Genomic DNA, 21182 nt, shown 5'->3' with positions numbered 1-21182 from the left:
CCATTTCGTCTCCCTCCGCGCCAGATGAGGTGGCGCGGAGCCGCACGAAGTAGCGCAGGCCGGCGCGGCCGGTGGGCGGCTGGCGGGCGCCCGTAGGAACGCGAAACCCCCGCTGAACGAGTCAGCGGGGGTTTCGACAAGCTCAACCAGCGGGCGTTGCTCAACCAGCGGGGTTGCTTAGTCCTCTGTGAAGTGCGGGACCTCTTCGCGCAGCGTGTGGCCGCGCTTCTTGGCATCCGAGGCCGCCTTGATCAGGCTGGCGATCGTCGCGATCGCCATGGAACCGATGATCACGCCCAGCGACGTCCAGGTGTCAATCTCGGGGGCCCAGGCGATGCCCTCGCCGCCGTTGATGAACGGCAGCTCGTTGGTGTGCATGGCGTGGAAGACGAGCTTGACACCGATGAAGAACAGGATGAACGCGATGCCGTACTTGAGGTACTCGAGGCGTTCGAGCAGGCCGCCGAGCAGGAAGTAGAGCTGGCGGAGGCCCATCAGCGCGAAGACGTTCGCGGTGAACACGATGAACGGGCTCTGCGTGATGCCGAAGATGGCGGGGATCGAGTCGAGCGCGAAGATCAGGTCGGTGGTGCCGATGGCGATGAAGACGATGATCATCGGCGTGAGCACCTTGCGGCCGTCGATGACGGTACGCACCTTGGCGCCGTCGTAGTCGTCGCTGATGGTGACGCGGCGGCGCAGCCAGCGGATGAGGCCGTTCTCGCCGTCGCCCTCCTCTTCCTTGCCGAATGCCTGCTTGATGGCGGTGAAGAGCAGGAAGGCGCCGAAGATGTAGAACACCCAGCTGAAGCTTTCGATGAGCTGGGCGCCGAGGAGGATGAAGACTCCGCGCAGCACGAGGGCGATGATGATGCCCACCATCAGCACTTCCTGCTGGTACTTCCTCGGCACGCTGAAGCGGGCCATGATGATGACGAACACGAACAGGTTGTCAATCGACAGGCTGTACTCAGTGAGCCAGCCGGCCAGGAACTGACCGGCGTACTCGCCGCCGGCGAAGAGCAGCATGAGCCCGGCGAAGATCAGGGCGAGAACGACGTAGAAGGCCACCCACAGCGAGGCTTCCTTCATGGACGGAACGTGGGGGCGCTTGAAAACGATCAGCAGGTCTGCGACGAGGATCAGCGTCAGCAGGATCAGCGATCCGACTTCGAATGCGATGGGCAGCTCGAGGTGCACGGGGGCCTTTCGGAAGGGGCTCCCACCGGCGAAAGTGGGTAGCACGAGACTCGAAAGTCTCTCCCGCATTCTGCTCTCATCGGAGTGAGAACGAAATGCTCCGAACCCGGAACGCCGACTGCGGCGCTCGTATTGACGGATCCGAAGTGGGCCGATGGCCCGGTGGGATACTCCCCTTCGCTTGGGAGAGTCTAACGGATGCCGGAGGGCAGTCACTCACAGCTGGAGCCGTGAAACGTTCCCCTAGAATTTCCCACACGCGATTTGCGTGCATGCTTCCACCCCAAGCCAGGAGACTGAGTGAGCCTCACCACGCCCCCGCCCGCCCGCGAGTTCCGCAAGAGCCCCACCTCGGCCGCTCTCGGATACACGATCTTCTTCAGCCGCTGGCTGCAGGCGCCGCTCTACCTTGGACTCATCGTCGCGCAGTGCGTGTACGTCGTGCAGTTCATGCGTGAGCTGTGGCACCTCATCACGCACCTCGACACCATGGGCGAGACCGAGATCATGATGTTGGTTCTCGGCCTCATCGACGTGGTCATGATCGCCAACCTGCTGATCATGGTGATCATCGGCGGCTACGAGACCTTCGTCTCGAAGATCAACCTCGACGGCCACCCCGACCAGCCCGAATGGCTCAGCCACGTCAATGCCAACGTGCTCAAGGTCAAGCTGGCCATGGCCATCGTCGGAATCTCGTCGATCCACCTGCTCAAGACGTTCATCGAGGTCGGCGGTATCGGCGGCCCCCGCGACAAGGAGATCTACACCACCGACGGCGTGTTCTGGCAGGTCGTCATCCACTGCGTGTTCATCCTCTCCGCCGTTGCGCTGGCCTGGATCGACAAGATGTCGCAGAGCGCACACGTGCAGGCGGCCGAGGCGCACGCCGCCCACGCCCCGCAGGCCCCGCACGTCGGCCCCACCCCGCACACGGCCCCGCACTCGGCGCACGCCCCGCAGGCTCCGCACGCGTCGCACGACCCGCAGAGAGAACTGGTCGACTCCCTCTGATCCCACGCCCCTCGCTCGTCCACCAGCGCGGATGACGGCCACACCGTCTTCGTGTTCGCCGGATGAGCGGGGGGCATTTTCGTGCCGGCGCCATTCTGCACGCCCGGCGCCCGGGCGGGACCCGGCCGTGCCTCTACTGCGCCCCGTCGAGGCGAGGGCCCGGCTGCCAGGGCGGGGCGTCGGCAACGAGCTCCACCGCCGCGTCGCCCACGCTGAGCGGGTGGGCGATCTCGTCTTTCGGCAGTCGTGCCCAGACGATCGCGATCAACGCGAATACGAGCGGCAGCACCCCGGCAACGACGAAGGTCGGGGCGAGGCCGATCGCCTCGCCCACCGGGCCGGCAACGGCCATCGAAATCGGCATGAACGCGAGTGAGACGAAGAAGTCCAGGCTGGAGACCCTGCCCAGCATGTGCGGCGGCACGCGGCGCTGCAGCAGCGTGCCCCAGATCACGCCGCCGACCGAGAAGCAGAACCCGACGATGAACACGGCGAGCCCCATCAGCCAGATTTGATCGGTGAAACCGATCACGACGAGCGGGACACTGCCGAGACCCCAGGCGAGGGTCAAAACGGTGAGGTAGCGCCGCGGCATCCGCCTCGATGAGATGAACAGTGCTCCCAGCACGCTGCCCACCCCGAACGCCGCCAGTACGAGGGCGTATTCCGTGGCGCCGCCGCCCGCAGAGTCGCGCACGGCGAAGGGCGCCAGCACATCGATCGGCCCCATGATCACAAGCACGAAGCCCATTGAGAAGAGCAGGGTCGCGAGCAGCCACGGCGTCGAGAACATGTAACGGAAGCCCTCCGCGAGGTCTCCGAGCGCTGCCCGCAACGGATGCCGGGGCGCCTCGGCCTCGAGATTGCGCCGCAGCGGCACGGGCCGCAGCGCGACGAGCGCGACCACGGCGACGACCTGCAGAGCGCCGACGATGACGAAGGCGAGGGCAGGGGACGCAACGGCTACGGCAGCGCTGGCCAGAGCAGGCCCTGCTGCCTGCATCGCGGCGGGGCGCAGCATGCCCTCGAAGCCGTTCGCGGCCAGCAGGTCGTCGCCGGGCAGGATCGACGGCAGCATGGCGCTGTAGGCGGGGTAGAAGAATCCCTCGCCCAGGCCGATCAGGAGGGCCGCGATCATGAGGTGCCAGACCTCGAGGGTTTCGGCCAGCGCCAGCCAGGCGATCGCGCCGATCACGATGATCTTCGAGGCCTCGACGACGAGCAGGATGTGCTTCTGCACGACACGGTCGGCGACCACGCCCCCGACCAGCACGACGGCGACCAGGCCGATGGCGCTCATCGTGGCCACGAGGGAGAGTTGGGCCGGGCCTCCGCCCAGGGCCATGACCTGCCAGACGACCGCGACGAACCACATCCCGGAGCCGAGCAACGAGAGGGTGAGCGCGACCGCGAGGATGCGGTACTGCGGGGCGCGGAACGGGCGGAGCGCGCGCGGCAGCCGTCTGTCTGCTTGTGCCGCCTGGCTCATCGCTACTCCCCCGGGCTGGTCTCCGCTGGCCGTGTCTCGGCTGCGTGGGTCTCGGCTGTATGCATCTCGGCTGTGTGCATCTCGCTGGGCACCGGCAACGGCGCCGTCGTCAATTCTCTCCGACGACGACGCCCGATTACCACCAGGAGGGCAGAGAAAACGGCGACGCCGAGCAGGAGCACGGGCACGATCGCGGCGCCCGGCCCGGTCGCCCACAGTTCGAGCGCGTACTGCTGCTGGATGGTGAGGATGCCGCCGAGCCCCGCCGTGCCGTCCGTCGTGATCAACAGCACGCCGACGGCGATCATCAGCACGGCGGAGGCCACCTCGATCCAGGTCGAGCGCCAGCGGCCGATCCGCACCACCCGCGGGCGCAGCCAGCCGCGACGGCCGAGGTCGAACGCCTCCCAGAGCAGGGCCAGCAGGAACAGCGGCAGCACCATGCCGAGCGCGTACACCGTGAGCAGCGCGCCGCCGAAGAGGGCGTCGCCGCGCAGCGCCGCGATGGTCAGGATGGAGCCGAGCACCGGTCCGGAGCAGCTGCCGGCCACACCGAAGGCGATGCCGAGGATGTAGACGGAGAGGGCGCCGGAGCCGCCGCCGTGCTGCAACTGCGGCAGCCGCATGCGCACCCCAGCCAGGCTCAGCACGCCGGCCAGGATGACGAGGGCACCGGCGATCGTGACAATGAGGCCCCGGTGACCGGTGATCAGCGCGCCCAAGGTGCTTGCGAACACGCCGATCGGCAACAGCATGGTCAGCAGACCGAGCAGGAACAGGAGCGTGCGCCCGAGCAGCTGCGTGCGCGAAGTGAATGCGTAGGCGAAGAAGGAGGGCAGCAGCAGCGCTGAGCAGGGGCTCAGCAGGGTGACGAGGCCGCCGAGGAAGGCGGCGGCGAGGCCGATGTCCATCGCGGATCGCCTACGGGCGCGCGGCCTGGCGCTCGATGATGGCCTGGAACGCCTCCAGCGGCTGCGCTCCGCCGATGGCCTCGTCACCGATCAGGAAGATCGGGGTGCTGGTGGCACCGATGGACTGTGCCTCCTGCAGGTCGGCCTGCACCGCGGCCCGGTGGGTCTCGGAGTCCAGGCCGAGCTCGAAAGCGGCCAGGTCGGGCACGCCGACCTGCTCGGCGAAACCGATCAGCATGGCCCGGTCGATGTCGGGGTGACCGCGGTCCGGGGCGGCGGCGGCCACGGCCGCGTTGTACTCCCAGAACAGTCCCTGGTCGCCGGCGGCGCGGGCGGCGATGGCGGTATCGATCGACTGGTCCCCGAAGATGGGCAGGTCGCGCCACTCGATGCGCAGCGTGCCGTCGGCAAGGTACTGCTCCATGATCTTCGGCATCGTCTCGCGCGAGAACAGGCTGCAGAACGGGCAGCGGTAGTCGGCGAACTCGATCATGACGACGGGGGCGTCGACGGCCCCGATGGCCGTCGGGTCGCCGTCGATGCGGCGGGCGAGGTCTGGCACACCGGATGCCGTCTGCTCCTTCTGGGCGCCCGGCTCCGCGGCGGCGGGCGCCGGCGCGGTGGCGGTTCCGCCGAGCGTGGAGCTCATGACGACGGCGGTGCCGAGGCCTCCGAGAAGCGCGGCGCCGAGGGCGATCACAATCACGCTGGAGAGGCGAAAACGCCGATCTGTGTTCTCGGCCATGCGTCATTCTCCCCGTGCTGTACCCGTACAAAAACAGAAGGCCCCCGGCGAACCGGAGGCCTTCTGACTGTGTTGTGACCCCAACCGGATTTGAACCGGTGCTGCCGCCGTGAGAGGGCGGTGTCCTAGGCCGCTAAACGATGGGGCCGTTTTTGCAACTCGTCAATTATGCCACACGAAACGGGGGCACTCTGACACGGGGGCCTCGTCCGGGTGCGGCCGGGCCTAGATTCCGGGGATCGGCGTCGGGGCCACCCGGCGCGTCGCGTGCGGGGGTTGGGCGGGAGTGTTGGGCGGGAGTGTTGGCTTCGGTCGCAAGCTCCCTCGAGCCAACGGGGAGTTCGGTCGCACGCTCCCTCGAGCCAACGGGAGGCGGATGACGCCGGGCTCCCTCCCCCGCCGGCTGGAGGGAGCCGCGCAGCGACCGAAGCCCTGGAGCCAACCGGAAACGCATGCCCCGGCATCCGCCCGCGCGGCCGCGACTGCGCCGTTAACGCAGAAAGCCTCCGGAGAACCGGAGGCTTTCTGACTTGTGTGACCCCAACCGGATTTGAACCGGTGCTGCCGCCGTGAGAGGGCGGTGTCCTAGGCCGCTAAACGATGGGGCCGTTTTTGCAACTTGAAAAGTATGTCACAGGGTATGGGCCATTCCAAATCAATGCAGTCCCGGGCGTTTTGCCGCCCTGCGGGGCCGCTCAGACCAGCATTTTCAAGGCGCCGGGCACGATCTCCACCTCGACCGGCAACGGCCCGACGCGCTCCCCGTCGGCGTAGGCGACGACATCGGCCGCGGCCAACGCCACGGTGCGCACACGCGTGATCTCGACCTCGGGCTCGCCGACGTGCTCCCCCGCGAACACCCGAGGGAAGAGCCTCAGCAGCCGCGGCTTCGAGAGCGCATGCACGATGAGCAGGTCCAGCTCGCCGTCGTCGAGTTGGGCGTCCGGGGTGATCTTCATGCCGCCGCCGATCGAGACGCCGTTCGACACCGCGATGAGCATGGCGCTGACCTCGCGGGCGACCCCATCCACGACGAGCGAGTACTGGATCGGCTTGAAACTCATCAGCTCCCGCAGCATCGCGATCGTGTAGCGGCTCGGGCCGCGCGGCCGTGCCATCTTGTTGGCCCGCTCGTTGACCCGCGCGTCGAAGCCGGCCGAGAGGGCCCCGGCGAACCAGGTCGTGAGCCCGCCGTGGCGCACGCGGGCGGCGTCGATGAGCCGCGGCTCCCGCTGCAGCGCGGCCAGCAGCAGCTCGATGCCGGCCTCCGCATCGTCGATCGGCAGGCCGAGCGCCCTGGCCATGTCGTTGCCGGTTCCGGATGCCACAATGCCCAGCGGGGTCGTGGTGCCCGCCACCAGGTTGGCACCGAGCGACACCATGCCGTCGCCGCCGACGACGATCAACGCGTCGGTGCCGCGACCGACGGCATCCTCGGCCTCTCGGCGGAGCAGCTCCAGGTTGGGCTCGCGCAGCATGGCAACCTGGTGGCCGGCCGCGGCCAACCGCTCGGCGACGCGCGGTCCGACGTCGCGACGGCGCCCGAAGGAGGCGTTCGGGTTGATCGCCACAGTGAGGCGCAGTGGAGCAGACGGCATAGGCCGATTATGGCGGCGCGCGGCATCGGGAGCGAATTGGGCGGTGTGTGTTGCGCAGGGCGGCGGCACAGTGTTTGCTCAAGGCATGCGCATCACAAAACTCGAGCACGCCGCCGTCCTCATCGAGAATGCGGGCGAGACGCTCGTCATCGACCCGGGCAAGTTCACCCGACCGATCGAGGCCGACGCGTCGACCGTGGCCGTCGTGATCACCCACCTGCACGACGACCACTGGACGCCGGCGCAGGTGGAGCACATCCGCTCCGCCAACCCCGCCGTCGCACTGTTCGGCCCGGCCGGGGTCGTCCGAGCGGCAGCCGAGGCCGGCATCTCCGTGCAGCAGGTGTCGGCGGGCGAGACGATCAAGGTCGGCGGTTTCGAATTGCGCTTCTTCGGCGGCACACACGCACTCATCCACCGCTCCATCCCGCTCATCGACAACGTCGGCGTGCTGGTGAACGGGCGCTTCTACTACGGCGGCGACTCCTTCGACGCCCCGGAGGACACCGCCATCGAGGTGCTGGCCGTGCCGGCCGCCGCCCCATGGATGCGCCTGGCCGACGCAATGGACTACGTCGAGGCGGTCTCCCCGGCGCGGAGCTTCCCGACGCACGAGATGCTGCTCTCGGATGCCGGCAAGGCGCTCTCCAACTCGCGGATCGCCTGGAGCACCGAGCAGGCCGGCGGCGAGTTCTTCCCACTGACACCGGGTGAGGGCATCGACATCTAGCCCGAGGGCGCCCTAACCCGTTGGGCGCAGCGCCGTCGACGGCGGCAGCGTCGTGAACGCGTCGCCCCCGTACTTCGCGTTCGCCACCGACATCACCGCCGGCCAGATGCGATGCCTGGCCGTGGCGGCCTGCCCGCTGTCGAGGTAGATGGCACGCTGGTTCGCCTCCCCGCTCACGCTGACCACGGCGGCGACGGTGGCGACCTTGGTGCTGGCGCCGTTCATCCACGTGTCTTTGTTGCCGTCGGTGGTGCCGGTCTTGCCGATCAGCGGGACGCGGGGCGATGTGCCGAACCAGGATGTCGTCGCCGTGCCGCTCGTCATCACCATCTGCAGCGCGTAGTGCATGGCCGCCGCGACATCCGGCGACACCGATTGCGTGCACGTGGATTTCGGCACGGGCATCTCGGTCCCGTCGGCGTTGACGATCTTGTCGATCGCGATGGGGCTGCAGGTGGTGCCGTTGTTCGCGATCCCGGCGAAGGCGACGGCCATGCTGAGCGGGGCGACCTCGTTGATGCCGATCACCGCCGATGCGCTCTGCACCAGCGGGGTGCCGTCGGCCCGGTGCATGCCGAACGCCTCGGCCGTCTTGCGGATGCCGCAGAGGTCGAGTTTCTTGGCCATGCCGATGTAACCGGTGTTGATCGACTGCACGGTTGATTGCAGCGCGGTGTAGTTGGCTCCGGTCTCACCGGCGTCGTTCTTGGGGCTCCAATGCTCGCTGTTGTAGTTCTGCGGGCCGAGGCAGCTGTCTTGGAACGTGCCCCAGTTCGCCTTGGGTTTGGAGTCGACGCGCTCATTGAGCGAGTGCCCCTCTTTCAACCATTCGGCGAGGGTGAAGACCTTGTAGCCGGAGCCCGGCTGGAACCCGCCTGATCCACCCTGGTCGTAGTCGGTGTTGTAGTTGATGGCGGTGTAGTCGGGATTGTTGGCGGTGACGGCCGGATCTTGGCTGTATTGCTTGTTCTGCACCATCGCGAGCACCCGGCCGGTGCCCACCTGCACGCTCGACACCACGGCGCCGACATCCCAGCCCGGGTAGCTCTGCGGCACGTTCGCGGCGATCGCGTTGGTGGCCGCATCCTGCAGGTCGAGGTCGAGGCTGGTGTAGACGTTGTAGCCGCCGCGGCGGAAGTTGAGCATGCGGGTGGCGGCGTCTGGCCCGAAGGTGGGGTCGGTGCGCAACAGGTTGCTGACGTAGTCGCAGAAGTAGGCGGAGCTGCCCGCCGTCTGGCAGCCGGTGCTCGGCTCGTGGATCTGGGGTTCGACGGGCGTGGCGACGGCCTCGTCATGCTGCTGCTGGGTGATCTTTCCGTAGCGCAGCATCTGTCCGAGGATGTAATCGCGCCGCGCCCTGTTCGCCGCGTAGCCGTTGGCCGTGCCGTTGGTGAAACTGTCCGGTTGGTCGAGCTGGAACTTCACCGGGTTGTTGACGATCGCCATCAGGCTGGCCGATTGGGCGAGGGTCAGCCCGGCGGCCGTGGTGTTGTAGTAGTAGTTGGCCGCCGCCTCGATGCCGTACACGGTGCCGCCGAAGCCCGCGATGTTCAGGTAGCCGAGGAGCACCTGGTCTTTCGTGTACCGCTTCTCCAGGCCGAGGGCCAGCCGCATCTCTTTGAGCTTGCGTGAGGCGGATGTCGCAGTCACGTTGTCGTAGCAGGTGGTCTGCTCCGCCTGGGTGGCCTCTCGCTCGCAGGCCTGCACGCGCACGTTCTTGACATACTGCTGGGCGATCGACGAGCCGCCCTGGATCTGGTCGCCGAGCACCGTCATCGCCACGGCGCGCAATGTGCCCTGCGCGTCGATGCCGTTGTGCTCGTAGTAACGCGGGTCCTCGCCGGAGATGGCCGCGTCTTTGACGAACTGGGCGACCTGGTCCCAGCCGACCTCGATGCGGTTCTGGTCGTAGAAGGAGGCGAGCAGCACCGGAGAGCCGTCATCCTTCACCGCGTAGATGTTGCTCTTCTGCGAGAGCGGGGTGATCGCCAGGTAATCGGGAAAACCTTCGAAGTAGGCAATCGAGTTGCTCACGGCCAGACCACTGAGGGCGACGACCGGGGTGACGGCTCCGGCCACGAGAACGCCGCACACGACGGCGGCTGCCACGAATCCCAGCAACCCACCGATGACCCCACCGACGCTTCGGGTTTCAGCGAATTCTCTTACTCGAGGCGTTTTCCGTCCCACTGGGTCACCCCTTGCCTGCACCGTCACGAACTCGCTGGAGGTTCAATGGAACAACATCGGATGGGCGAAGTCCAGAGAACCCGATCGGATATTGAGCAGATCTCAAGTATTTTTTTCGGCCGCTGAACGACGGGCGCGCGCCTTCCAAACGAGGTCGATGATGATCGAGAGGGCGATGATCCCGACGAGCGCCAGTGCGCTGCTCGGCTCGGCGGCCAGGGTCGTCGTGCAGAACACCACAAACGTGCCCAGGGTCACGATGAGGGCGACAACCAGCACGACGATGTTGGCGCCCGTGACGCGGAACAGCCGGAAGTGCGCGACCGTGACGGCGGAGAAGACCAACAGCGCGACGGCACTGCCGATGGAGGCGATCTTGTTCACGTCGAAGCCGATGACGAGTGTGATCGCGAGGCCGGCCATGACGAGCAGTCCGACGGGGAACCGCCCGACGGACCGGCCGAAGACGGGCGGGAACTGGCCGACCGATGCCAGGTGGGCCGTCATCCCGATCGACGGGTAGAGCCCGGCGTTGACGGCCCCGGTCGTCGAGAAGAGTGCCGTGATCACCATGAGCACGTACCCGGCCTGGCCGAGCACCGGTTTGGCCGCCTCGGCGAGCGCGGTGCTGCCGTAGTCGACGACCTGCTCGGCGGTGAGGGTGCCGAAGACGCCGAGTGAGACGGCAACGTAGATGGTCGTGGCGATCGCGATGGCGAGATAGATGGCCTTGGGCAGCTGGCGCGACGGGTTGGGGAGGTCTTTGGCGGTGAAGGTGATCACGCCGAATCCGAGGAAGGCGAAGAAGGTGAGCGCGACGCTCGCCACGATCTCCTGCAGCGGAGGGTACCCGGACGGGGCGAGCAGTGCCGGGTTCCAGGTGGCGATGGTCACGGCGGCGAAGACGACCAGGATGCCCAGGACCACGATCACGATGACCGACTGCACGCGCGCGACGGCGGCCGGCCCGACCGTGTTCAGCCCCGTCATCACCAGGACCAGCCCCACGGCGAGCACCTTCGCCCAGAACACATCGTCGTCGGCGACGACCGAGCTGGCATAGCTGCCGAACGTCGACGCGATCATGGCGACGACGATGGACCCCGCTGTGAAGAACAGCCAGGAGCCAATGCCGGTCAGGTGCCCCTCGCCGAGCCCGCGGGAGAGGAACGTGAGCATGCCGCCGCCTGACGGGTATGTGGCGCCCAACTTGGCGAAGGAGTATCCCTGCAGCCCGGCGATCGCCCCCGCGAAGAGGAACGAAACCCAGACGGCCGGCCCGGCCACGGCCCCCGCAGCGCCGAGCAGCGCGAAGATCCCGGCACCGACCATCGAGCCGACCCCGATGAAGGTCGCCTGGATGACGGTCATCCGTTTCTCGCCCGCTGGAGCAGTCACCGGCATCCTCCTGATCGGCCCTGCCGGCTCAGCCGCGGCCGGCCTCGGCGAGATTGAGGATGAACAACGTCTGGGCGGCGATCATGCGCTCGATCTCGCCGGGGTCGACGGACTCGTCGGAGGCGTGGATGCGCGACTGCGCGGTGTCCTCCGCGCCCCACAGCACGATCGCTCCGGCCGGTGCCACCTTCTGCAGCGAGGCAACGAGCGGGATCGACGCCCCACTGCCGATCGCCTCGACGGGCACGCCGTAGGCCTCGGCGAGAGCGGTGGAGGCCGCGACGATGGCCGGGTGCGACTCGTCAACGGCGAACGCATGGCCGACCTTCACCTTCTCCACCTCGACCTGGCAGTTCCAGGGCCGCTGTGCGCGCAGGTGCGCCATCAGCGCCTCCAACTGGGCGTCGCCGTCCGAGCCGGGGACGATGCGCATCGACAGCTTCGCCGTGACCTCCGGCAGCAGCACATTCGAGGCCTCAGCCGTGTTCGGCAGGTCCATGCCGAGCACCGTCACAGACGGCTTGGCCCAGATCCGGTCTGAGAGGGACCCCGTGCCCAGGTACTGCACGTCGGGCAGGATCGCCGACCCCTCCCGGTAGACGTCCTCCTCCATGGCCGCACCGCCCCAGCTGCCACTGTCGACCCCGGCGATGACGGTGTCGCCGTTCTCGTCGTGCAAGGTGTCGAGGATGCGGATCATGGCGGTCAGGGCGTCGGGGGCCGCACCGCCGAACATGCCGGAGTGCACCGGGTTGGCGAGGGTGCGCACCGTGACGGTGCAGGCGACGTCTCCGCGGAGCGCGGTGGTCAGGCCGGGGCGTCCGACCCGCTGCGGGCCGATGTCGGCGATGACGTAGGCGTCTGCCGCGAACAATTCTGGGTTGGCCTCGACGAACGCCTCCAGGTGCGAGATCGTCTCCTCCTCCCCCTCGACCAGGATCTTCAGGTTGCAGGGCAGCTCGGCCCCGAGCAGCTTGAGCGTGCCGTAGTGGATGACCAGGCCGGACTTGTCGTCGGCCGCGCCGCGGCCGTAGATGCGGCCGTCAGCCTTCGTGACGGGCTCGAACGGCTCGCTCGACCAGTTCTGGCTCGGCGGCGCCGGCTGCACGTCGTAGTGCGCGTACAGCAGCACAGTGGGCGATCCCGCCGGCCCCGGGATGTCGGCGTAGACGCACGGATAGCCGTCGGGCACGTCGAGGAGCGTGACACCGCTCACTCCGGCATCCTCGAACAACGCCACGACGGCCGCCCCCATTGCGTGCACCGGTTCGGGGTCGAAGCCGGGGAAGGCGATGGACGGGATCCGCACGAGGCGCTCGAGACGCTCAAGCACCTCGGGCATGAGTTCGGCAGCGGCGGCGGAGATGCGGCGGGGATCGGACATGGTTTCCTCCTCAACGGGCGGGTTTCGGTGGTCTGCGGCTCTAGGGGCTGCGTTTGTTGACTGCGGCGGGCTCGCTCAGGCGGGCACGACGAGCTGGATCAGGAGCCCGGCTGCGACGACCGCGACCCACGACACCACCATCGGGATGGTGAACGAGTGCCAGACGGGCACCTGAGTCAGCTTGGTCGACCCGGTGAGGTCGGTCTCGACGGCGGCGATCTGCGAGCCGTTCGCGGGGAACAGCCAGACACCGATCAGGGACGGCCACATCGCCGTGATGATGCCCGGCCCGAGGCCAGCGGCCAGCGCGATCGGGATCAGCGTGTTCGTGGTCGCCGACTGGCTGGTCGTCAGACCACAAACGATGAACAGGGCGACCGCCAGCAGCAGTGGGTTCGCCTGGATCATCGCGCCGAGCGGTTCGATGATCGTCTCCTGGTTCGCCGAGATAAACGTGTCGGCCATCCACGCGATACCGAACAGGGCGACGGCGGCGACGAATCCGGCCTTCAACAGCGGCTGCTCGACGACGGTGGCCGGCTTCACCCGCCGCACCAGGATGATGACGAGGGCCACCGAGAACATGATCATCTCGATGATCGTCGACATGCCGATCGGCACGAGTTCGCCCGTGTCGTCCGGGAACGCCGGGCGGAGGCCGGGGAACAGGCCGAGCAGCACGATCAGCAGGGTGCCGGAGACGAAGATCATCGCGGCGGTCATGCCGCCCGGCGGAACCGGGTGCTCGATGAACACGGTCGGCTTGGCCGCGGGCGGTGCAGCATCGGTGCCGGGTGTCGAGCCTCCGGTAGCCGCGCCGCCGGTAGCCGAGCCGCCAGCGCTCTGCCCGCCGGCGGCGCCGGTGGCCGGCACCGGACCGCCGACTTTCGCCGCATACCGCTCAGCCAGCGCGGCGGGAACCTCGACCGTGCCGTCTTGGACCCGCTTCAGGAACACCGGGTCGTCGAGCAGATCCTTGCCGAGTCGCTGCTGCACGAACGACGCGGCGATGCAGGCGACGATGGCGGCCGGAACGGTGATGAACAGGATCTGCGGCAGTCCGTAGCCGGTGCCGTCCATGAGCACGAGGTAGGCGGCCATGGCCGCCGACACCGGGCTTGCCGTGATGCCCAGTCCGGAGGTGACGGTTGAGGCGGCGAGGGCCCGTTCCGGGCGTTGGCCGTTGCGGTAGGAGGTCTCGTAGATCACCGGGATGAGGGCGAAGAAGATGTTCGACGTTCCGGAGAGCACGGTGAAGACGAACGCGACCAAGGGCGCGACGTAGGTCAGTCGCTTCGGGTTGCGCTGGATGATCTTCGACGCGATCGACACGAGGTAGTCGATGCCGCCCGCGGCTTGCATCGCCGACGACGCCGTGATCACGGCGATGATGATGAAGAACGCGTCGATCGGGATGGAGCCGGGCGGCAGGTGGAAGACGAACACCAGGATCACGGTGCCGACGACACCCCACAGCCCGAGGCCCAGGCCACCCGTGCGGACTCCGAGCACGATGGCCCCGATGACGACGCACGCTTGCAAGACAACGATCACGATTTCCATCGCAACTCCAGCCGTTGGGTCCGACGAGCCGCCGTCAGTGGCGGTGGCTTACCGTAACCCGGGCGCGGAACGGCGGCCATCATGCTGTGTGCGTGAAATGACCGGGGCCCCGAAACCGCGGATGCGGCGCGCTGCGCCGCCGGTCGGAGCCAGCTCGGCCGGCCGCGAGAACCTGCGTGCGGGCAACAAAAAAGCCCCGCCGAAGCGGAGCTTTTCATGTCTGTTTGTGCTGGGGTACCTGGACTCGAACCAAGAACAAAGGTACCAGAAACCTCCGTGTTGCCAATTACACCATACCCCAATGCCCACCTGAGTGAGCCACCCGAAAGCGTTCTTCGGGCCGAGAAGAACTCTATCCCATCCCGGGAGTTCGGGCAAAACCGGCCCTGAATCCCGCGCGTGCCGCCCGTGTTTGTGGGGTTCTCAGAGCAGCGGGCCGAGCAGGTCGCGGTTCAGAGCCGCGGCCACCTGGGCGCCGTGCCCCGCCGCGATGATGAGCTGCTCCGGGCCGGGCGCGGTCGAGTCCCCTGCCGCATAGATGCCGGGCACGCTGGTGCGGCCGAGGGCGTCAACGGCGATGAGTCCTGAGTCGTCCAGCCGCACACCGAGGCCGTCGAGGTAGGCGATCGCCGGCGTCCACTCCGGGCGCACGAAGCCGGCCTCGCGCGGGATCGTCTCGCCGTCCGCGAGCAGCACGCCCGTCATCCGGCCGCGCTCCCCCACGACGTCGGCGATGGGCCGCCGCTCGATGCGCACCCCGCGCCGCGCGAGGGCAGACTGCTCAGCTTCGGTGACGGCGGGCACGCCATTGGTGAACACGATGAGGTCACTCGACCACTGGCTGATCAGCAGCGCGCGCTCGGCGAGGTCGTCGGACTCACCGATCAGCGCGAGTGCCGCGTCGCGCTTCTCGTAGCCGTCGCACTCGACGCAGCTGTGCAGGTCGGTGCCGTACCAGGCGCGCAGGCTCGGCACCGAGGGCAGCTTCTCGATCAGCCCGGTGGCCACGACGATGTTGCCGACGGTCGCCTCCAGATCGCTCGCACCGCGGATGCCTCTGGCGCTCAGCCGGAAGCCGTCGGGCGTCGCCTGGACGCCCTGCACCAGCCCGGCGTGGAAGGTGGCGCCGGGGTACCCCTCGAACTCTTCTCGGCCGAGCTTGCGCAGCTCGAGCGGCGGCACGCCGTCCCGCGTCAGGAAGCCGTGTGAGCGCAGCGTCGCCGCGTTCCTCGGCCGGTTGCTGTCGATCAGCAGCACGGTCCGGCGCGAGCGCACCAGCCCGAGCGCTGCGCTCAGCCCGGCCGGGCCCGCGCCGATGACCGCGACGTCGAAATCGCTCATGGCACCCCTCCGAAGACTAGGCCTGCAGCGAGGCGGCCAGGCGGTTCAGACGCGCGATGGTGTCGTCTTTCCCGAGGATCTGCATCGACTCGAACAGCGGCGGGGAGATCTTGCGCCCCGAGACGGCGACGCGCAGCGGGCCGTAGGCGATGCGGGGCTTCAGCCCCAGACCCTCGATGAGCGCGCCGCTCAGCGCCTCCTGCAGCTGCTCGTGCGTCCATTCCACTGCGGGAATACGATCGAGCGCGTCGATGGAGGCGGCGAGCACCTCGTCGGCGTTGGCGGGCAGCGAGGCGAGTGCCGCCTCGTCGTAGGCCAGCCCGGCGGCATCCGTGAACAGGAAGCCGAGCATGCCCGGTGCCTCACCGAGCAGGGTGATGCGTTCCTGCACGAGCGGCGCAGCCTCGGCCAGGATGGCGGCCTGGCTGGGGCTGAGCGGGGCGGTCAGGATGCCGGCCTGCTCGAGGTAGGGCACGGTGCGCGCGGCGAAGTCGACGACGTCAAGCATGCGGATGTGGTCGCCGTTGATCGACTCGGCCTTCTTGAGGTCGAAGCGGGCCGGGTTCGGGTTGACGTCTTCGATGTCGAAGGCGGCGATGAGCTCGGCGATGGAGAACACGTCGCGGTCGTGCGAGAGCGACCAGCCGAGCAGGGACAGGTAGTTGACCAGGCCCTCCGGGATGAAGCCGCGGTCGCGGTGGTGGAACAGGTTCGACTCGGGGTCGCGCTTGGAGAGCTTCTTGTTTCCGTCGCCCATCACGTAGGGCATGTGACCGAACAGCGGCACGAAGTCGGTCACTCCGATGTCGATCAGTGCGTGGTAGAGCGCAATCTGACGCGGGGTGGAGGAGAGCAGGTCCTCGCCACGGAGCACGTGCGTCACCTGCATGAGCGCGTCGTCGACCGGGTTCACGAGCGTGTACAGCGGGGCGCCGTTCGGGCGCACGACGACGAAGTCGGTGAAGGAGCCGGCGGGGAACGTGATCTCGCCGCGCACCAGGTCGTCGAAGGAAAGGTCGGTGTCCGGCACCCGCAGGCGCAGGGCGGGCTGGCGGCCCTCTGCGCGGAAGGCGGCGCGCTGCTCGTCGGTGAGGTCGCGGTCGAAGTTGTCGTAGCCGTGCTGGCGGGCGCGGCCGGCGGCATCATTGCGCGCGTCGATCTCTTCAGCGTTCGAGTACGACTCGTAGACGTGGCCGCCCGCCCTGAGCTTCTCGATCACTTCAAGGTAGATGTCGGTGCGCTGCGACTGCCGGTACGGCTCGTGCGGGCCGCCGACGTTGACGCCCTCATCCCAGTCGAGCTTCAGCCAGCTGAGCGCGTCGACGAGCTGGTGGAAGCTCTCTTCGCTGTCGCGGGCGGCATCCGTGTCTTCGATGCGGAAGATCAGCTTGCCGCCGGTGTGGCGTGCATAAGCCCAATTGAACAGGGCGGTGCGCACCATGCCGACGTGCGGCGTTCCGGTGGGCGAGGGGCAGAAGCGCACGCGGACGTCGCTGCCAGTGGCGGTGGACCAGGGGTGATTTGCGTCAGACATCATGCCAATCATATCGTCAGGCGTTCTGGTGCCGCCGTGAGCTCGGCCAGCATCTGCAGGGTGGCCGCGATCGCGGGCACCTGGCGGGCGCCCGGCGTGCCGACGACGTGGATGGTGCGGAAATTGCGCTTGCTGGTCGGCCGCACGACGACGCCTGCCGGCACCCCGGCCGACTCGATGGCGAGGGTCGGCAGCACGGCGACGCCGAGGCCGGCCGCCACCATGCTCATCACGGCGAGGAAGTTGTCGGTCTCGTAGCCGATGCGCGGCGTGAACCCGCTGTCGTCGCAGAGCTCGAGCAGGTGGCCGCGGCAGCGGGGGCAGCCGGCGATCCATGCCTCGCCGGCGAGCTCGGCGACATCGACGGTGTCTGTGCCGGATTCCGCGAGCTCATGCCCTGCCGGCAGCACCAGCATCATCTCTTCACGGCTGAGTGCACGCACCGAGAGGCCGTGCGCGCTCTCGGTGTGCGGGTCCCCCGGTCGCCCGGGTAGCTGAATGTGAGGGCGAGGTCGGCGCGGCCCTCGCGGACGGCGGCGACGGCCTCCGGCGGCTCCGCCTCGATGTAGCTGATGTTGATCCCCGGATGCCGGGCGCTCATCGACGCGAGCAGCCGGGGCACGATCGTCGGCGAGGCGGAGGGGAAGGCGGCGAGCCGCACCCGGCCGGAGCGGAGACCGGTGAGCTCGGCGAGTTCCCCCGCCGCGGCATCCAAGGCGCTGATGACGGGCAGCGCGTGCCGGGCCAGCACGAGTCCCGCCTCGGTCAGGCGCACGCCGCGGCCGATGCGCTCAACGGCGGGCATGCCGATGCGCGCCTCGAGCCGCTTGAGGTGCTGGCTGATCGCGGGCTGGCTGTATCCGAGCACATCGGCCGCCGCGGTGATGGAGCCGTGCTCGGCGATTGCGTTGATGACGCGCAAGGAGTGGGAGTCGAGGTCGAGCTCACGCTCGGGTTCAGGGATCCGCATCCGCCAATCATAAGCCATGATTATCGTTTTCATAGGATCACGAACCTTGTTGAATGTGTCGGGATCGTTCAGGCTGGATTCATGCACAGCACGACCCTTGAGCCCACCGTGACCCTCGCCGATGCGCGAGCGCTCTTCCGCGGCGGCCGGGGCTACCTCGGGGCGTGCACGATGGGCCTGCCGTCGAGCGACACCCTCACCGCAACGCTGATCGACGCGGAGCGCTGGGCGCGTGGCGAGGCCACCGTCGGCGGCTACGCCGACACGGTCGAGCGGGTGCGCGCCAGCTATGCCGGGCTCGTCGGGGTGGGCGTCGACCGCGTCGCGATCGGCGCACAGGCCTCCGTGTTCACCGGCATGGTCGCGGCCGGGCTGCCGGACGGCTCAGAGGTGCTCTGCGTCGACGGCGACTTCAGCTCGATGGTGTTCCCCTTCCTCGGCCAGGCTCACCGCGGATTGCGGGTGCGCCACGTTCCGCTGGCCGAACTCGCCGCGAGCGTCGGCCCGAACACCGCCCTCGTCGTGTTCTCGCTGGTGCAATCGGCATCCGGGGCCATCGCCGACGTCGACGCCATCACGGCGGCCGCGCGCCTGCACGGCGCCCGCACGCTCTGCGACACCACCCAGGCGTCCGGCTGGATGCCGGTGGACGCCGCGCTGTTCGACGCCACGATCTGCCACAGCTACAAGTGGCTGTGCGCGCCGCGCGGCGTCGCCTTCTTCACCGTCTCGGCCGCGTTCCAGTGCGAGCTGCGCCCGCTGCACACCGGCTGGTACGCGGGCGAGGACCCACTCGCCGCCTGCTACGGCCCGACCATGGAGCTCGCCGCCAGCGCACGCCGCTTCGACGCCTCCCCGCCTGGCAGGCCTGGGTCGGCGCGGAGCCGGCCATCGAGTTGTTCCGTCGGCTCGACCTCGACGCCGTCCGGGCGCACGCGGTCGGGCTCGCCGACGCGTTCTGCGCCGGGCTCGGCATCGAGCCGCGCGGCCAGGCCATCGTGGCGTGGCCGGATGCCGACGGCGCCGCCCTCGGCGCGCTGACCGCCGGCGGCATCACGGCGTCCGGTCGCGCCGGCTGCGCCCGCGTCGCCTTCCACCTGTGGAACGACGAGGACGACGTCGCCGATGCGCTGCGCGCGCTCGGCCGCATGTAGCGACAGCTCGCACCCCGGGCCCGCACCCCGGGCCCGCGCCCCGGGCCCGCACCCCGGCCTCGCAGCCGGCCACCGTTTCGTAGCCAGCGTCTCGTAGCCAGAGTTTCGTAGCCGTTCAGCGGATGCGAGCAGGCGTTCGGCCCGATTCAGCCCGTTTTCACGGCGTGTCACGCGCGGCATCCGCTGACTCGCTGCGCGGAGCGGCGATGACGGGCGGATGCCGGGGCGGCAGCATCGCCGCCACGACGCCGAGCAGCGCGAGGAGCCAGCAGACCGCCATGATCAGCGAGCTGAAGTCCTCGTCGTAGTCGGTGAAGCTCAGGCCATTGAAGAGCGCCGCGAGCGTGAAGAAGAACGCGACACCGCTGCCCCATCGCCAGCGGCGGGCAGCCTGTGGCGGCGGGCGGAGGGCCAGTGCACGCACGAAGAGCGTCAGCGTGCCGAGGGTGAGCGCGAGCGCCAGGATCGTGTGCAGCAGCAGAGTCCAGCCGCCCGCGCCGGAGAGCGCCCAGAGCAGGCTGGCCCAGGAGCGCGAGAAGTACTCGCCCCCGGTCGTGCCCGGGTGGGTGTCGGGCAGCGTGACGAACAGGTTCAGCACCATCCCGGCAAGGAACTGCACGGCGAACAGCGCGAGAAGCACCATCGCGTGCAGGCGCAGGCTGCCGCGCGGCCCGCCGGCCGCCAGGGGCGGGGTCAGCTGGGGCGGGGTCGATTGGGGCGGGGTCGATTGGGGCGGCCCCGACTCGCCTGGTCTCGTCATGGCTCAGGTCTACGCTCGCCGGCCAGGCGCGGCAAGCGACCCGGCGTCCGCGTGCGCGGGGTTGGCTTCGGTCGCAAGCTCCCTCGAGCCAACGGGGAAGGGAGGCTCCCCACGGACACCGGTCGGGGTTTCGACAGGCTCAACCAGCGGAGGGAGCTCAAGCCAGCGGCGCGGAGGGAGCTCGAGCCGGCGGCGCGGAGGGAGCCCTAGCCAGCGGAGGGAGGGAGCTCGAGCCAACGGCGCGGAGGGAGCTCGCGCCGGCGGCACGCGCCCGATAGGCCGCCCGGCAGCGCCCGCATTCGCGTCGCGGCACGCGAAAAGTCCCGCGGCCCCCGGTATATCGGGGGCCGCGGGACTTTTCGGGGGCCGCGAGAGCAGCGTGCCGTGCGCGGCGGCTAGCTGAGGCGGGCGACCGGGTTGCTCAGCGAGCCGATGCCGTCGACCGACACCGTGACGGTGTCGCCGTGCTGCACCGCGAAGGACTTGGCGGGAGCGCCGGTCAGGATCACGTCGCCGGGCAGCAGCGTGAAACAGGTGGAGAGGAACGAGACGATCTCGGCCGGAGAGTGGCGCCGCAGCGTCATCTCCGCGCTCTGCGTGACCGCACCGTTGACCGCGCCGGTGACGACGGCGGTGTCGGGCTCGAACTCCGTCTCGATGTACGGGCCGATCGGGCAGAACCCGTCGAAGCTCTTCGCCCTGGCAATGTGGTCGTCGCCCTTCATCAGGTCGACGGCGGTCAGGTCGTTGGCGACCGTGTAGCCGAAGATCACGTCGCTGGCGCCCTCGACGGGCACGTTCTTCGCGATCTTGCCGATCACAATGGCAAGCTCGGCCTCAGCGTGCACCGCGGCCGAGGCCGCCGGCAGGATCACCCTGTCGTTCGGCCCGACCACGGTCGTGTTCGGCTTCAGGAAGAACTGCGGTTCGAGCCGGTGGTCACCGCCGTCCTCCTGCGTCTCCTTGGCAACGTCATCCGGGTAGTACCCGCGGTCGAGGCCGATGACCTTGGAGCGCGGGATGACCGGGGCCAGCAACACGGCGTCGGCCAACGGCACCCGCTCCCCCGTCGTGTCGAGGCCGGCGAACATGGGGTCGGCGGCGAGCACGACGAGGTCGGTCTCGTCGACGATGCCGTAGGCGATGCGGGAGTCGTGGCTGAACCGGGCGATCTTCATGGCAGAAGGCTTCCTGAGTGAGG

At 68.7% G+C, this 21182-nt stretch carries 17 protein-coding genes, 3 tRNA genes and 1 pseudogene; 4 read left to right on the top strand and 17 right to left on the bottom strand.

What is annotated here, in order from left to right:
• Positions 1–177: 177 nt before the first annotated feature.
• Complete coding sequence (locus AWU67_RS03965; RefSeq protein WP_067226847.1) at positions 178–1200, bottom strand: TerC family protein; 1023 nt, start codon at positions 1198–1200, stop codon at positions 178–180.
• Between the two features lie 300 nt (positions 1201–1500).
• On the opposite strand from AWU67_RS03965, the gene AWU67_RS03960 reads away from it, so the two are divergent.
• Positions 1501–2214 (top strand): TIGR00645 family protein, encoded by a 714-nt coding sequence (locus tag AWU67_RS03960; RefSeq protein ID WP_082716756.1) that lies wholly within the window; start codon positions 1501–1503, stop codon positions 2212–2214.
• Positions 2215–2347: 133 nt separating this feature from the next.
• On the opposite strand, the gene AWU67_RS03955 is transcribed toward AWU67_RS03960, so the two are convergent.
• The 6 genes from AWU67_RS03955 to AWU67_RS03930 form a co-directional block, all read right to left on the bottom strand.
• Positions 2348–3703 (bottom strand): MFS transporter, encoded by a 1356-nt coding sequence (locus AWU67_RS03955; RefSeq protein WP_067226846.1) that lies wholly within the window; start codon positions 3701–3703, stop codon positions 2348–2350.
• A gap of 2 nt (positions 3704–3705) precedes the next feature.
• Positions 3706–4614, bottom strand: coding sequence for a cytochrome c biogenesis CcdA family protein (locus AWU67_RS03950; protein WP_067226845.1), 909 nt, complete (start codon positions 4612–4614; stop codon positions 3706–3708).
• A 10-nt stretch (positions 4615–4624) separates the two neighbouring features.
• Positions 4625–5359 carry a DsbA family protein gene (locus tag AWU67_RS03945; RefSeq protein ID WP_067226844.1) on the bottom strand — a complete coding sequence of 245 codons (735 nt, stop codon included), beginning with the start codon at positions 5357–5359 and terminating at the stop codon, positions 4625–4627.
• A 75-nt stretch (positions 5360–5434) separates the two neighbouring features.
• A tRNA-Glu gene (locus AWU67_RS03940) sits at positions 5435–5507 on the bottom strand.
• A 387-nt stretch (positions 5508–5894) separates the two neighbouring features.
• Positions 5895–5967 (bottom strand) — tRNA-Glu (locus AWU67_RS03935).
• An 87-nt stretch (positions 5968–6054) separates the two neighbouring features.
• Complete coding sequence (locus AWU67_RS03930) at positions 6055–6957, bottom strand: diacylglycerol/lipid kinase family protein (protein ID WP_067226843.1); 903 nt, start codon at positions 6955–6957, stop codon at positions 6055–6057.
• An 85-nt stretch (positions 6958–7042) separates the two neighbouring features.
• Here AWU67_RS03930 and AWU67_RS03925 point away from each other — a divergent pair, with 85 nt between their 5' ends.
• Complete coding sequence (locus AWU67_RS03925; RefSeq protein WP_067226842.1) at positions 7043–7687, top strand: MBL fold metallo-hydrolase; 645 nt, start codon at positions 7043–7045, stop codon at positions 7685–7687.
• Positions 7688–7699: 12 nt separating this feature from the next.
• Here AWU67_RS03925 and AWU67_RS03920 read toward each other — a convergent pair whose 3' ends face one another.
• From AWU67_RS03920 to AWU67_RS18060, 8 genes and pseudogenes are all read right to left on the bottom strand, one after another.
• Entirely contained in the window at positions 7700–9796 is a 2097-nt protein-coding gene (locus tag AWU67_RS03920; RefSeq protein WP_160329715.1) for a transglycosylase domain-containing protein, read from the bottom strand.
• A 183-nt stretch (positions 9797–9979) separates the two neighbouring features.
• Positions 9980–11275 (bottom strand): APC family permease, encoded by a 1296-nt coding sequence (locus AWU67_RS03915; protein WP_234407355.1) that lies wholly within the window; start codon positions 11273–11275, stop codon positions 9980–9982.
• 28 nt (positions 11276–11303) lie between these two features.
• Positions 11304–12659 (bottom strand): M20/M25/M40 family metallo-hydrolase, encoded by a 1356-nt coding sequence (locus AWU67_RS03910; protein ID WP_067226839.1) that lies wholly within the window; start codon positions 12657–12659, stop codon positions 11304–11306.
• A gap of 75 nt (positions 12660–12734) precedes the next feature.
• Positions 12735–14222, bottom strand: a complete 1488-nt coding sequence (locus tag AWU67_RS03905) for an anaerobic C4-dicarboxylate transporter family protein (protein ID WP_067226838.1) — start codon at positions 14220–14222, stop codon at positions 12735–12737.
• Positions 14223–14451: 229 nt separating this feature from the next.
• Positions 14452–14523, bottom strand: a tRNA-Gln gene (locus AWU67_RS03900).
• Positions 14524–14645: 122 nt separating this feature from the next.
• A complete protein-coding gene (locus AWU67_RS03895) occupies positions 14646–15563 on the bottom strand; it encodes an NAD(P)/FAD-dependent oxidoreductase (protein WP_067226837.1) in 918 nt (305 codons plus the stop codon).
• Positions 15564–15579: 16 nt separating this feature from the next.
• Positions 15580–17097 carry a glutamate--tRNA ligase gene (gene gltX, locus AWU67_RS03890; RefSeq protein ID WP_067232091.1) on the bottom strand — a complete coding sequence of 506 codons (1518 nt, stop codon included), beginning with the start codon at positions 17095–17097 and terminating at the stop codon, positions 15580–15582.
• Positions 17098–17105: 8 nt separating this feature from the next.
• Positions 17106–18067: pseudogene (locus tag AWU67_RS18060) on the bottom strand (LysR family transcriptional regulator).
• 81 nt (positions 18068–18148) lie between these two features.
• Here AWU67_RS18060 and AWU67_RS03880 point away from each other — a divergent pair.
• The gene (locus tag AWU67_RS03880; RefSeq protein WP_335339029.1) at positions 18149–19108 is read left to right on the top strand and encodes an aminotransferase class V-fold PLP-dependent enzyme; all 960 of its coding nucleotides are present in this window, start codon (positions 18149–18151) and stop codon (positions 19106–19108) included.
• Complete coding sequence (locus tag AWU67_RS17930) at positions 19066–19221, top strand: hypothetical protein (protein WP_335339028.1); 156 nt, start codon at positions 19066–19068, stop codon at positions 19219–19221. Before AWU67_RS03880 ends, AWU67_RS17930 begins: the two co-directional genes overlap by 43 nt.
• A gap of 157 nt (positions 19222–19378) precedes the next feature.
• On the opposite strand, the gene AWU67_RS03875 is transcribed toward AWU67_RS17930, so the two are convergent.
• Both AWU67_RS03875 and AWU67_RS03870 read right to left on the bottom strand, forming a co-directional pair.
• The gene (locus tag AWU67_RS03875) at positions 19379–19981 is read right to left on the bottom strand and encodes a hypothetical protein (protein WP_129586628.1); all 603 of its coding nucleotides are present in this window, start codon (positions 19979–19981) and stop codon (positions 19379–19381) included.
• 395 nt (positions 19982–20376) lie between these two features.
• Complete coding sequence (locus tag AWU67_RS03870) at positions 20377–21159, bottom strand: fumarylacetoacetate hydrolase family protein (protein ID WP_067226835.1); 783 nt, start codon at positions 21157–21159, stop codon at positions 20377–20379.
• Between the last annotated feature and the right edge of the window lie 23 nt (positions 21160–21182).

It is taken from the genome of Microterricola viridarii, assembly GCF_001542775.1.
In the GTDB taxonomy this organism is placed as follows: Bacteria; Actinomycetota; Actinomycetes; order Actinomycetales; family Microbacteriaceae; genus Microterricola; species Microterricola viridarii_A.
The sequence above is the reverse complement of the archived record's forward strand: the minus strand, read 5'-3'. Positions and strand labels throughout refer to the sequence as shown.

Coding starts and splice junctions, on each gene's coding strand:
- AWU67_RS03895 (WP_067226837.1), bottom strand. CDS start 15,563: ATGAGCGATTTCGACGTCGCGGTCATCGGCGCGGGCCCGGCCGGGCTG.
- AWU67_RS03925 (WP_067226842.1), top strand. CDS start 7,043: ATGCGCATCACAAAACTCGAGCACGCCGCCGTCCTCATCGAGAATGCG.
- AWU67_RS03910 (WP_067226839.1), bottom strand. CDS start 12,659: ATGTCCGATCCCCGCCGCATCTCCGCCGCCGCTGCCGAACTCATGCCC.
- AWU67_RS03950 (WP_067226845.1), bottom strand. CDS start 4,614: ATGGACATCGGCCTCGCCGCCGCCTTCCTCGGCGGCCTCGTCACCCTG.
- AWU67_RS03955 (WP_067226846.1), bottom strand. CDS start 3,703: ATGAGCCAGGCGGCACAAGCAGACAGACGGCTGCCGCGCGCGCTCCGC.
- AWU67_RS03945 (WP_067226844.1), bottom strand. CDS start 5,359: ATGGCCGAGAACACAGATCGGCGTTTTCGCCTCTCCAGCGTGATTGTG.
- AWU67_RS03905 (WP_067226838.1), bottom strand. CDS start 14,222: ATGGAAATCGTGATCGTTGTCTTGCAAGCGTGCGTCGTCATCGGGGCC.
- gltX (WP_067232091.1), bottom strand. CDS start 17,097: ATGTCTGACGCAAATCACCCCTGGTCCACCGCCACTGGCAGCGACGTC.
- AWU67_RS03875 (WP_129586628.1), bottom strand. CDS start 19,981: ATGACGAGACCAGGCGAGTCGGGGCCGCCCCAATCGACCCCGCCCCAA.
- AWU67_RS03930 (WP_067226843.1), bottom strand. CDS start 6,957: ATGCCGTCTGCTCCACTGCGCCTCACTGTGGCGATCAACCCGAACGCC.
- AWU67_RS03870 (WP_067226835.1), bottom strand. CDS start 21,159: ATGAAGATCGCCCGGTTCAGCCACGACTCCCGCATCGCCTACGGCATC.
- AWU67_RS03880 (WP_335339029.1), top strand. CDS start 18,149: ATGCACAGCACGACCCTTGAGCCCACCGTGACCCTCGCCGATGCGCGA.